This is a genomic window from Sphingomonas bacterium, from assembly GCF_903644055.1.
In the GTDB taxonomy this organism is placed as follows: Bacteria; Pseudomonadota; Alphaproteobacteria; order Sphingomonadales; family Sphingomonadaceae; genus Sphingomonas_I.
On sequence record NZ_CAHJXD010000115.1, the window covers coordinates 1 to 12,135 of the forward strand.

Consider the following 12,135-nt stretch of genomic DNA (forward strand, 5'->3'; position numbering starts at 1 on the left):
CAGCGCGCCGACGCGCACCGCGCTCGCCACCTGCCTCGATCGGAGCGCGGGCTGCACGCTCGATGCCCGTGCCGCGACCGAGGCCGTCTATCGCCACGGCAAGGACTGGCAGGTCTATGCCGATGGCGCGAGCACGCGTATCCGTCCGCAGGCAATCGAGGTGCCTTTCGGACCGGACTCCCATGGCCGCATGCTTTCGGATCATATCGGCTACACCGCGCTCTACCGGCTCGAGCGCGCCGCGCCGGCTGTCACGGCGGTGGCCAGCCTCTGATTCCGTGACGGCGGAGGCTTCCGCCTGAGCGCGCCCGTCTCTTTGTCGATCTGTATCATTCTCCAGGATTTCGCGCTTGGGGGGACCGAGCGGATCGCGCTGCGGCTGGCGCGGGCGTGGAGCGCCGAGGGCCGCGCGGTCACGATCTTCTGCGGGGAGGCGAAGGGGCCGCTGGCCGGGCTGATCGAGGGGGCGGCGGTTCGGATCGTCGTTGCGCCCGGCAGGATCGTGCGGGGGCACGGATCGAGGCTGAGGCTCGGGCGCGCCGCCGCCGCTTTCCTGCAAGGCGAGCCGCACGCCGCCTGTTTCATTCCCGGCAATTTCCACTGGCCCGCGATCCCGCCGGTCGCGGGCCTGGCCGGCACGGTCCGCCCGCATATCATCGCGCAGGTGAGCGCCGCGATCCGCAAGCCGCAGCGGCGGGGGTTGCGCGACCTCTTTTATCGCTGGCGGATGCGGCGGCTGCTCAGGCGTGCGGACACGGTGGTGACGCTTTCGGAGCAGGCGCGGCGCGAGGCGGCGGCGCTGCTGCCCGGCGTGCGCGTCCGCACAATCCCCCTGCCGGCCCTGGAGGATGCCTTGCCGCCGCCGATCGCGGCGGGCGGCCGTATGATCATGGCGGCGGGGCGGTTGGTGCGTGAGAAGGGGTTTCAGGATCTGATTACGGCCTTCGCGCGGCTCGATGACGATGCGCGGCTGGTGATCGCCGGCGAAGGACCGGAGCGCGCGCGGCTCGCGGCGCTCGCCGCAAGCCTGGGGGTCGCCGATCGGGTCGTGCTGCCGGGGTTCGTGCAGGACATCCGTCCGATGCTGGATGCCGCGCGATTGTTCGTGCTGTCCTCGCATTTCGAAGGCTATGCGGCGGTGGTGATCGAGGCGCTTTCTGCGGGCCGGCCGGTCGTGGCGACGGAGTGTACGCCCGCGACGCATGAACTGCTCACCGACGATCGTTTCGGTGTCACCGTCCCGATCGGCGACAGCATCGCGATGGCGGCGGCGATCGCGCGCATGCTGGAGTCTCCCCCGCCCGATCCGGCGCTGCTCGCCGACGCGGTCGAGCGGCACCGCATCGGTCCGGTGGCGCGCGCCTACCTCGGCTTGTTCGACGCGCCGGTGCGCTGATGCGGATCGCCTACATCATCAATTCGATCGAGGGCGGCGGCGCTGCGCTGCCCGTGCCGACGATCGCCCGCTTTCTGCAAAGCGAAGGAGCCGAGGTTATCGTACTTGCGCTCACTCGCCGCGACGGCCGCGCGGGTCCTGCGATCGAAGCGACCGATACCCGGCTGATCGTGCGCGCGGGTGGCGAGAGCGATCATGTCGCGGCGTTGCGATGGCTCGATGCGCAAGTGCGCCTCCTTCGCCCGACCCACATCTGGACATCGCTGACCCGCGCGACGCTGCTGGGGCAGATCGTGGGCGCGCGGCGGCGCGTTCCGGTGGTGAGCTGGCAGCACGCCGCCTTCCTCAAGCCCGCCAACCGCGCGCTGCTGCGCGCGTTGCGATCGCTGTCGCAACTCTGGATCGGCGATTCCGAATCGGTGACCGCGTTGACCCGCGATCGCCTCGAGATACCGGAGGAGCGGCTGGTCTGCTGGCCCATCTTCCGCGCCGATCCCGCCGCGCCGCGCGCCGCGCCCTGGCGTCCGGGCACGACGGTGCGCGTCGGCAGCCTCGGGCGGCTGCACCCCGTGAAGGGTTATGCCGAACTGGTCGAAGCGCTGGCGCTGCTGCCGCCGCTGGACGTGCCCTTCGAGATCAGCATCGCGGGCGAGGGGAGCGAGCGTGCGATGCTCGAGGCGCGCGCCGCAGCACTCGGGATCGATAGCATGCGGCTGATCGGCTATACCGAACGTCCGCGCGACTGGCTGGCGACGCGGCACCTCTATCTCCAGCCTTCGCGATCGGAGGGGCTATGCGTCGCCGCGCATGAGGCGATGCAGGCGGGGCTGCCCGTGCTCGCGTCGGCGGTGGGCGAGCTGCCCTTCTCGATCGTCGAGGGCGTCACGGGCGCAACGGTGCCGCCGCGAGATCCCGTTGCGCTGGCCGATGCGCTTCACGCGCTGCTGTCTCGGCCCGATCGGCTGGCGGCGATGGGGGAGGCCGGGCGCGATCGCCTGCTGCGGCGCTTTTCCGCCGAGCGGTTCGAAGATATCGGCCGCGCCATCGTCGCGCGTCTGCGTGCCATGCAGCGCGCCTAGCGCCGCCACGCGCGCGACGCGAGGCGGCGGCCGTGACGGCGTACCTCGATCGCCAGGCCATGAGGCGAAAGCACCCTACGCTTCACGTCCACCAATGTGACGTCGCCGGCGGCGGCGAGCGTGTGCAGTCCTTCCAGATAGGGCGCCATCGCTTCGGGCGGCACGATCGCCGCGCCCGCATCCGCGGTGAAATGCGCCGTATCCAGGCGTTCGATCCGCAGCGGCCGGATCGCGCCGCCATAGGTGCGGGCGCAATCCTGCACCGGCAGGATGACCCGCCCGTCCCTCACGATCGGCGTACCCCCCGGCCGCGTGCTGGCGATATCGCGGCGGATCGGGTTGGCCGGGTGGGGCGTCCACGGGCCGGTCAGCCGATCGGCGAAGGCGGCGAACAGGGCCCCGGTCTTGTCGGGCTCATTGTCGGCCGAAGCATGGAACAGCCACCACCGGCCTTCGAAGAATATCGGGGTCGCGTCGACCGCGACATGATCGAGCTCGATCACCGCTTCAGCGATCCAGCGATGGGGGAAGGGATCGGCGCGGTAGAGCGTGAGCTTGCCCGAGCGATGCGCCTCGGGAAGCATCCATGTCTCGCCATCCGCCTCGAAGACGAAGGGGTAGGAAAGATGCCACGGCTCGGAAAGGACGATTTCGCGATCGATCAGCACAAGATCGGCGTCGTAGCGCAGCACTTCGATCGCACCCACCCGCACGCGATAATCATAGGTCTCGACGAAGACGTGCAGCAGCTCGTCGCGCCATAGACCGAAGGGATCGGCAAGGAAGCAGAAGGGCTTGCTTTCGGGCAGCCAGACGAAGGGCAGCCCCTCGATGCCCCCGCGCTCCAGAATCTCTGAGAGCGGCGCGCGCACGATCGCGGGGCGCCAGATATCCTTGCGAAGGCCCATGCCGCTCGGTTTAGGCGATCAGGCGCCGGATCGCGAGGATCGAGGCTTTCAGGCGACCGCGCGGTCGCCGTCGGCTGCGGCGGCGATCCGCGGCTGCGGGAACAGCTCGACCGGTGCTACCGGCGAGAGCACGCCCATGATCGCGCGCGCGGCGCGCTTGCCCGAAGGCTCGGCGGTCAGCGCGAAGCTTTCGTCGAAGAGCTGGCGCTGGATGCGGGCATAATAATCATGCTTCGTAAACGCACGACCCAGCGCATCGCCCAGCTCGGCAGGATCGCCGATCACCTCGCCCGCTTGCCAATGCCTGTAATTGGCGTCGCCACGATAGTCGACGGCGTGACTATCGAGGAACAGGCACGGGCGCGGCCGGTGGAGGAATTCATAAACCTGGCTGCTGACGTCGCCGAGATAGATGTCGGCGGCGGCGGTATAGGTCATGTCGGTGCAGGCGCTGCTGCCGAGATCGATGTGGATATTGGGCGCGTTGGCGATGCGCGCCGGGATCGCGCCGACGCGATCGATCCGCAACTTGTCGATCGTCAGGACAAATGGTCGGTGGAACAGCATGACGTGCGGCGCGAAGATCAGATTATATTCGGGATGCGCCGCAAACCATTCCAGCACGGCCAGGCCATGCTTGAACCACGAGGACAGGTGCGGCGAGACGTGTGGATTGTAGAGCACGGTCGGGCGGCCATTGCGCTGCATCGGCAGGCGCGGCGGCGGCGAGGGCATCAGATCGAACTTGGGATAGCCGATCGTGCTGAGCTGATCGGCTTCGAGGCCCGCGTCGCGCACCAGCCGATCGCGCACCTTCCTGCCCGAAACCAGGACATGATCGAAGCGCGCGCTCTGCTTGTCGAACCCGATCGCGCGATCGCCCGCGCCGTGGCGCGTGTGGATCAGCTTGAGATCGTTCAGCCCGTAGCGGGACTTGAGCAGCAGCGAGGTCTTCTCGGCGACGACAAGCGCGTCGAGGCCGCGAAAGAAATCGAGATTGTCGCGGTAGATGCCGAGCCTGGTGATCGGCAATGCCTTGTCGAACAGGCGGGCGAGCAACCGCGTCGATCCGCGCCGCAATCGGAGCAGCCTGACGGTGACTTCCCGGCCGCCGCGCGCCGCGAGACGGATGATTTCCTGCCTCAGGCGATCGTTTGTCGCCGCGATTACGACTTCGGCATCGGGATGCTCGGCGATCATCGCCAGCGCGGTGGGCAGCGCGTGCGCGACCTGGTGGATCTGATCGTGATTGAAGAGGAAGCCTATCCGCATGGAAGGTAGACGTCGCCGACCGGAGGAAACCGCATCTGCGGCAAGCATTTTTTGCGATGGTTCCACGGCGGCTGCAAAATACCCTGGGCCCGCGTAGAGACGCAAGATGCCCGCGCCGCGCCCCGCCACCCGTTCGCCGCAGGATGGCGCGTCGGCGGGGCTGATCCGCGTGCTCGTCAACCTCGGCCACCTGCTGGGCGGGAAGGCCGGGGCGGGGGTGATGAGCCTCGTCTATCTCGTCATCGTCACGCATCGGCTGGGGCCGCATGATTATGGCGTGCTGGTGCTGGTCAGCGCCTATGCGACGCTGATCGGGGTGCTGATCGCCTTTTCGGGCTTTCACGGCGTCGTCCGCTACGGCGCGATCGCGCGCGAGCGCGGCGATCGGGCCGAGCTGGCGCGGATCATCCGCTTCATGGCGGTGATCGAGCTCGGCTGCGGGATGATCGCGATCGTCCTCGCGGCCCTGGCGGTGCCGCTGGTCGGCCCCCGGCTCGGCTGGTCGCCGGCCGCGCAGGCCTTCGCGGTGCCGTTCAGCCTCGGCGTGATCGGCACGGTGCGCGCCACGCCGCAGGGGCTCCTCCAGATCGCCGGCCGCTTCGATCTGATCGGGCTGCATCAGATGGTGAACCCGCTGGTGCGGCTGATCGGATCGCTGCTGGCGCTGTTCTTCGGCGGCGGGCTGATCGCCTTTCTGCTGGTCTGGCTGGCGTCTTTGCTGATCGAGGGCATCGCGCTGTGGGTCATGGCGCTGCCGAGCTGGCATCGGCTCACCGGAGAGCGGCTGCTGGGGCCCTGGCGTCATAGCCAGCCGGGCTTCGGCCGCTTCATCCTCGCCGCCAACACCGATATCACGTTGCGCGAACTCGCCCCCAATCTCGCGCCGCTGACGGTGGGCTGGCTGCTCGGTCCAGCCGCCGCGGGGATGCTGGCGCTGGCGCAGCGCGCGACCAACGTGCTCGCGCAGCCCGCGGTGCTGCTCGGCCAGGCGAGCTATTCGGTACTGGCCGATCTCTTTGCGCGGGGCGATGTCGCCGCGCTGCGGCGGACGGTGTGGCGGGGGGCGGGATTGGCGCTGTCGATCGCGGTGATGATCACCGTGGCGCTGGCGATCTTCGGCAGGCCTTTCCTCGCGCTGATCGGAGGCAGCGGCTTCGCGGTGGGCGCGGCCTTGCTGCTGCCGGTCGCGGCGGCGCGCGGGCTTTCGCTGGCAAGCGCGCCGCTGGTTTCCGGGCTCGCGGCGATCGGGCGGCCGGGATGGCTGGTGGCGATCACCACGGTGACGAGCCTGCTGCTCTATCCTATCCTGCCGCTGCTGCTGATCCAGATCGGCCTGCTGGGCGCCGGATGGCACATTCTGCTCCAGGCGTCGGTCGCCGCGATCCTGCTCGGCTGGCTGTTCGAGCGCGAGTTGCGGCGTCAGCGCAGCCGCGCATAGACCATGCGGATGTCCCGGCGCAGGCGGAAGGCGGCCACGGGCCGGTAATGGCGGGCGAGATCGGCGCGCACGATCGCCTGCGCGGCGCGGTTCACGTCGGGATCGGTCGGGTCGATCGTATCGACCACCACGCTCGGCCGCCGCGCCATGATCGCCCTCACTTCCGCCAGCGGATCGATGCCGAGCGCTGTCGCCTCGCGCCGGAAAGAGAGATGGTAGGGGAAGGGCCAGCGGGTCGGCAGGCAGGAGCCCGTGAGATGATAGAGGATCGGCTCGCCATTGAAGACGTAGAGGCAGCCGGCGCCGAGATGCGCGCGGATCGTGCCGGCGATCCGCTCGGCATAGGCCCGGTCGCCCGAGCGATGGAGGATGCGCTGCCACGTCAGCCCGTAGGCGATGCCGTTCGCCGCCAGCACCACCGCCGCGAACGCGATGCCCAGCGCCCGGGGGCGGAGCGCGAAGGCGGGTGCCGCAGCGATCGCCAGCGGCACCATCCAGGGCAGAGCATAATGGTTGAAATAATTGCCGAACAGAAGGATGCCGATCAACGCCGCGCCCGCCCAGCCGAGGACGAAGCGGCGAACGACGGGCGTAGGCGAAGCGCTCTGCCTTCGGCGCAATATCTCGCCCGCCAGCAGCGCGACGAGAAACGGCGAGAGCCGCGCGAGCATCTTGGCGAGCGCCAGCGCCTGATAGGCCGCGCTTTCGTTATGACGGAGCAGGATCGAGGTGAAATTGGCGAAGACGAACGCCTGCGCGTGCCCCATTGCGGCATAGGCCGCGAAGGCCAGCAGCGTCGGCACCAGCGCGACCGCGATCCAGAGACCCGCGCAGGCCGCCAGCCTTGGTATACCGATCCGTCCGCGCCAACCGATCCACAGCAGGGCGAGCCCGAAATAAATCCCTTCGTAGAGCGCCGAATATTTGATCTGCATCGCGGTGCCGACGAGCAGCATTGCCATCGTCCCGCGCGCTGCCAGCGAACCGGAGCGGGGCCTATCCTCCAGCAGCCCGACGATCAGCAGCGCCGCCGCCGCCATCGGCAGATTGTAGAGGACCGGCGATTGGCCGCCCATTCCGCCCGACCAGCCGATCGCCAGCGGATAGGCGATCGCCGCGACGATCGCCGGGCCCGCGCCTGCGATCCGTCGGGCGATCGTGGCGATGACGATCGCGGTCGCCGCGACGAAGCCGGCGGCGACGAGCTGATACGCCAAGATGCCGTCGCCGCCGAGCAATCGGATTCCCGCGTAGAGCAGGAACAGCCCGACGGGCTTGCGATCCCAGATATCGACATATGGCAAGGCGCCGTGCAGCAGCCGATCGCCGGTCAGCAGATAGAATTGCTCGTCGGCATCGACGACGGGATCACCGAAATAGAGGCTGCGGATCGCGAAGGTCGCGACGACCGATAGCGCCAACGCCATATGCCAGCGGGCGCCGGTGATCTTCTCGTTCATCATGCATATGGCTGTTGGCGAGACCGGCTCGCCGCATCAAGCCCGGAGCCGTCAGGCGGGGCTCGGCGAGCCGATCGGGCCGACGGGCGCTTCCTCCTCGCGCGAATAGGTGCCGACGAGCAGCCCCACCGCCAGCACCTTGCCCGCGATCGCCTTGGCCACCGCCGCGCGGCCGGGGCTCTCGCCGAGCCGGGCTGTTCGGAAAGCGCGAAGAGCTGAAAGACATAATCGTGGCTGCCATGCCCGCGCGGCGGATCGGGGGGTAGCCAGCCCTCGCCGAAGAAGCTGTTGCGCCCGACGTCGCGCCCGTCGGGCGCACCCGCGCCGTCACGCCCGATCGCGCCTTCCGCGAGCTGCCGCGCGTCGGCGGGAAGACCCCAGACGACCGCATGCGCGATCGGCCGCGGCAGCGGCGCATCGGGATCCTCGACGACGAGCGCGAAGCAGGCGGTGCCCTCCGGCGGCGCGCTCCAGACGAGCGGAGGCGAGACGCCCTCGCCGTCGCCGGTGAAGCGCGGCGGCATCCTGGCTTCGCTGGCGAAGGCGGGGCTGGTCAGCGACAGCGTCGCGTCGAACGCGCCGAGATCGGGATCGGCGGCGAGCAGCTTGGCGTGGCCGGCGCGCACGTTGCGCAGCAATCCGCCCAGCCATGCGGGGACATGTTCGAGCATCGTCGATCTCCTCGTAGCGGCTCAACCCGCGAAATGCCCCCGGTGTCCACGAGCCGAAGAGCGCCGCGCCGTTGCCCAAATAGCGGGGCTACAGCCGCGCGAGGTCGGCGGCGGTGTTGAGATTGGGAATCGCGGTTGGGAGATCGATCGATCGCGCCCCCGCCACCGCCGCCCAGCCGCGCATCGATCGCTTGGGATCGTCGCGCACGAAGGCGTCGATCGTCTCCGCCAGCGCGATCGGCCACAAGCCGATCACCGGGGTCGCGCCGACGAACGCGGCGCCTTCACCCGCCAGCAACCCCGAAAGATCGGGCGGCAGCCGCGGCGTGTCGCACGGCGCGCTCAGCACCTGATCGAAGCCGCGCGCGCGTCCGTCGTGCAACGCCGCCGCCAGCCCGCCGAGCGGCCCCAGATCGGGACCTGGCCGGTCCTTCACGCAGCGATAGCCCGCCAGTTCGCGTCCGCAGATCAGGATCTCGTCGCATTGCGCCGCGAGCGCCTCCGCCACCCACAAGATCAGCGGCCGCCCTTCGAGCGGCGCCAGCGCCTTGTCCGATCCGAAGCGCGTCGAGCGCCCGCCCGCGAGGATCGCGCCGAGCGTCCGCGGCTTCAAGCCGACGCCATCGCCTTGATCCGCACGGGCACCGCCTTCGATGCCGGGGTGTGCGATTCCCGGTCGTGGTGCGAGAGCGCGATCAGCGGATTGAGCTCGGGATAATAGCCCGCGACGCAGCCGTCGGGCAGCGAGAAGGGCGTGACGATGAGCCCGCCGACCTCGCGGTGCGCGCCATCCTCGGCGTCCCCGAGCAACGTCACTTCCTGGCCCGCCGTCAGCCCCTGCCGCCTGATCTCGGCGGGATTCATCAGCAGCACCATCCGCGTCCCCTCGATCCCGCGCGGGCGATCCGAAAAACCGTAGATCGTCGTGTTGAACTGATCGTTGGAGCGCAAGGTGATCAGCCGCAGCCGGCCCTCCTCATCCTCGAACCCGGTGGCGCACAGACGCTCGGGCGTCGTGAAGATCGCCTTGCCCTTCTCGGTCTTCCACACGCGATCGCGCGCACTGTTGCCCTTGTAGAAGCCGCCGGGCGTCGTCATCCGCCGTTCGTAATCGTAGAACATCTCGGGATAGGTCTTCTCGATCAGCGACCGGATCAGCCGATAGTCGCCCGTCCAGGCATCCCAGGCGAGGCGGGGATCGGGCGCCAGCGTCGCCTTGGCGATCCCCGCGACGATCGCGACCTCGGAGAGCAGATGCCCGCCCGCCGGCTTGTGCCGCCCGCGCGAGGCATGGATGCAACTGAACGTATCCTCGATGCTCACGGTCTGCGCGCCGGTTTCCTGCACATCCTTCTCGATCCGGCCGAGGCAGGGCAGCAGATAGGCGATCTCGCCGTTTATCAGGTGGCTGCGGTTGAGCTTGGTGGCTATCTGCACGGTGAGGCGCATGCGAGTCCACGCTTCCTCCACCTTAAGCTGATCGGGGATGGCGCGCAGGAAATTGCCGCCGAGGCCGATGAACGCCTTGACCTCGCCCGCGATGATCCCCTCGCACGCCTTGACGGTTGTCATTCCCTCCTCGGTCGGCGGATCGAAGCCGAACAGCGCGCGCAATTTGTCGTTGGGCACCAGCTCGGGCTTTTCGGTGATGCCGACGGTGCGCTGGCCCTGGACGTTGGAATGGCCGCGCACCGGCGAAATGCCCGCGCCGTCGCGGCCGATATTCCCCTTCATCAGCATCAGGTTCACGAACATCGCGATATTGTCGAAGCCGTGGACGTGCTGGGTCAGCCCCATGCCGTAGATGCCGATCGTCTTCCGGGCTTCGATATAGACCTGCGCCGCCTGGTCGAGCGCGTCGCGCGTCAGCCCGGATTGCGCCTCGATCTCCTCCCAGGGGGTCGCGCGCACCTTGTCGGCGAAGACGTCGAAGCCGTCGGTATGCTGCTCGATGAAATCCACGTCGAGGACGTGGAGCTTCTCGCGCGCCCATTTGTCGTCCTCCGCGACGAGCACATGCTTGGCGAGGCCGACGAGCGCGGCGATGTCCCCGCCCGCCTTCACCTGATGATATTGGCAGGATATTTTCGTGCTGCCGCCGCCGAGCATCTCGACCGGGCTCTGGGGATCGCGAAAGACTTCCAGCCCGCGCTCCTTGACCGGGTTGAAGGTGACGATCTTGCAGCCGCGCAGCACCGCATCCTTGAGCGGATGGAGCATACGGGGGCTGTTCGATCCGGTGTTCTGGCCGAAGAAGAAGATGGCGTCGCACTGCTCGAAATCGCTGAACACGCAGGTGCCGACCGGCGCGCCGATCAGCTTCTTGAGCGCGACCGAGGTCGTCTCGTGGCACATGTTCGAGCTGTCGGGCAGATTGTTGTGCCCATAGGCGCGCGCGAACAGCGCCCAGAGATAGGAGGTTTCCAGCGCGGCGCGGCCCGAGGCGTAGAAGACCGCGCGCTTGGGATCGATCGCCTTCAGTTCGCGCCCGATCGCGGCGAACGCCTCTTCCCAGCTACAGGGGACATATTTGTCGCTGTCCGGATCGTAGCGCATCGGATGCGTCAGCCGGCCCTGCTGTTCGAGGTCGTAATCGCGCCAGCCCTTGAGCTCGCTCACCGTATGCCGGGCGAAGAAGCCGGGCTCGCAGCGGCGCGTGGTGATCTCCCACATCGTCGCCTTGGCGCCGTTCTCGCAGAATTCGAAGCCGTGCGGCTCCTTGGGCTTGCCCCATGCGCAGGAGACGCAGGCGAAGCCGTCCGCCTTGTTCTGGCGCAGCAGCGCGGTCGCGATTCCGGGGCCGTTGCGCTCGCGCAGCAGCGTCTCGGTCATGCCGCGCACCGATCCCCAGCCGCCGATCGGATGATCGTAATGGACGGTCTCGGTATCGTCGCTCATCTTGGGCCTTTCGTCGGGACGGCGCTCCGCCATGGCTCCACGGTCAAAACGCCACGGACCGCTAGAAGAGATCCGGCCCCTTGAAATTATCGGCATAGGTCTGGAGCTTGAGCGTCCGCGACGCCTGCCCGGCGGTGACGTGGAAGGCGAGGCCGTGGCGCGCGCAATAGTCCCTGGCGGCGTCCAGCGTTGGGAAGCCGAGGCGCACCTGCTCGCGCGTGTCGCCCGATCCCGCCCAGCCGGTCAGCGGATCGGGATGCTTGGCCTCGGCGGGCTCATATTCGAGGATCCACGCGCCTTCGCTGGCGCGCCCCGATTGCATGCTGCTCTTGGCGCGTTGGCGGATGCGGGCTTCGACCATCGCGGCATGCCTATCGCCTCGCGTGGCGCGGTCAAGGGCCCGATGCGCGCTTGGTGCGCAAGGTCGGCGCGGCGGCGGCGGGATCGTCAGGCCAGGGGTGGCGGGGATAGCGGCCGCGCATCTCCTTGGCGACCGCCGCCCAGCTCCCTTGCCAGAAGCCGGGAAGGTCGCGCGTCGTCTGGATCGGCCGCCCGGCCGGCGAGGTGAGGCGCAGCACCAGCGGCGTCGCGCCGACATGAGGATGCCGCGCCAGCCCGAACAGCGCCTGCACGCGCAGCTCGACCGCCGGGCCGCCCTCCGCCGCATAATCGATCGGGTGATGGGTGCCGAGCGGGCTGATGAAGGCGGGCGGGGCGGCGGCCTCCAGCGCGCGGTGCTGATCCCAGTCGAGCAGATTTTCGATCGCCTGGCGGAGCGCGTGCGGATCGATATCGGCCAGCCGGCGCTTGCCCGAGACGATCGCGGGGAGCCATTCGTCGAGTCGCGCGAGCAGCGTCGCGTCCGAAAGGTCGATCGCGGGCAAGAACATGGCGCGCGCGCGGAGCGATCGTGCCGCCTCGTCCCACGGCAGCGGCGCCAGCCCGTGCGCGCGCACGCCTTCGACCAGCAGGGTCTCGATCGCGGCGCGGTCGGGCGAGGGGTCCGGGCCGCG

General features: G+C 68.9%; 11 protein-coding genes and 1 pseudogene. 4 read left to right on the forward strand and 8 right to left on the reverse strand.

Annotated elements, in window-relative coordinates; genetic code table 11:
- From HUU94_RS04820 to HUU94_RS04830, 3 genes and pseudogenes are all read left to right on the forward strand, one after another.
- Positions 1-274, forward strand: a pseudogene (locus HUU94_RS04820) (hypothetical protein); the annotation flags it as partial.
- Positions 275-316: 42 nt separating this feature from the next.
- Entirely contained in the window at positions 317-1,396 is a 1,080-nt protein-coding gene (locus HUU94_RS04825; protein WP_174273971.1) for a glycosyltransferase, read from the forward strand.
- Positions 1,396-2,475 (forward strand): glycosyltransferase family 4 protein, encoded by a 1,080-nt coding sequence (locus tag HUU94_RS04830; protein ID WP_174273972.1) that lies wholly within the window; start codon positions 1,396-1,398, stop codon positions 2,473-2,475. The genes HUU94_RS04825 and HUU94_RS04830 overlap by 1 nt, the downstream gene beginning before the upstream one ends.
- Here the strand turns inward: HUU94_RS04830 and HUU94_RS04835 are convergent.
- The gene (locus tag HUU94_RS04835) at positions 2,472-3,383 is read right to left on the reverse strand and encodes a glucosamine inositolphosphorylceramide transferase family protein (protein WP_174273973.1); all 912 of its coding nucleotides are present in this window, start codon (positions 3,381-3,383) and stop codon (positions 2,472-2,474) included. The genes HUU94_RS04830 and HUU94_RS04835 overlap by 4 nt on opposite strands.
- Before the next feature lie 48 nt (positions 3,384-3,431).
- A complete protein-coding gene (locus HUU94_RS04840) occupies positions 3,432-4,655 on the reverse strand; it encodes a hypothetical protein (protein WP_254601962.1) in 1,224 nt (407 codons plus the stop codon).
- 106 nt (positions 4,656-4,761) lie between these two features.
- Here HUU94_RS04840 and HUU94_RS04845 point away from each other — a divergent pair, with 106 nt between their 5' ends.
- A complete protein-coding gene (locus HUU94_RS04845) occupies positions 4,762-6,093 on the forward strand; it encodes a lipopolysaccharide biosynthesis protein (RefSeq protein WP_254601963.1) in 1,332 nt (443 codons plus the stop codon).
- Here the strand turns inward: HUU94_RS04845 and HUU94_RS04850 are convergent.
- From HUU94_RS04850 to HUU94_RS04875, 6 genes are all read right to left on the reverse strand, one after another.
- On the reverse strand, positions 6,075-7,553 hold the full coding sequence (locus tag HUU94_RS04850) for an ArnT family glycosyltransferase (RefSeq protein WP_174273974.1): 1,479 nt from the start codon (positions 7,551-7,553) through the stop codon (positions 6,075-6,077). The two genes, HUU94_RS04845 and HUU94_RS04850, sit on opposite strands and share 19 nt — an antisense overlap.
- The gene (locus HUU94_RS04855; RefSeq protein ID WP_438827104.1) at positions 7,553-8,224 is read right to left on the reverse strand and encodes a YbhB/YbcL family Raf kinase inhibitor-like protein; all 672 of its coding nucleotides are present in this window, start codon (positions 8,222-8,224) and stop codon (positions 7,553-7,555) included. The genes HUU94_RS04850 and HUU94_RS04855 overlap by 1 nt, the downstream gene beginning before the upstream one ends.
- Positions 8,225-8,312: 88 nt before the next feature.
- Entirely contained in the window at positions 8,313-8,837 is a 525-nt protein-coding gene (mobA, locus tag HUU94_RS04860; RefSeq protein WP_174273975.1) for a molybdenum cofactor guanylyltransferase, read from the reverse strand.
- On the reverse strand, positions 8,834-11,122 hold the full coding sequence (locus HUU94_RS04865) for an FdhF/YdeP family oxidoreductase (RefSeq protein WP_174273976.1): 2,289 nt from the start codon (positions 11,120-11,122) through the stop codon (positions 8,834-8,836). The genes mobA and HUU94_RS04865 overlap by 4 nt, the downstream gene beginning before the upstream one ends.
- A gap of 61 nt (positions 11,123-11,183) precedes the next feature.
- Positions 11,184-11,483 carry an NADH dehydrogenase ubiquinone Fe-S protein 4 gene (locus HUU94_RS04870; protein WP_174273977.1) on the reverse strand — a complete coding sequence of 100 codons (300 nt, stop codon included), beginning with the start codon at positions 11,481-11,483 and terminating at the stop codon, positions 11,184-11,186.
- Between the two features lie 31 nt (positions 11,484-11,514).
- Positions 11,515-12,135 (reverse strand): ATP-dependent helicase C-terminal domain-containing protein (locus HUU94_RS04875; protein ID WP_302480182.1); only part of this gene is annotated, 621 nt, incomplete at its 5' end.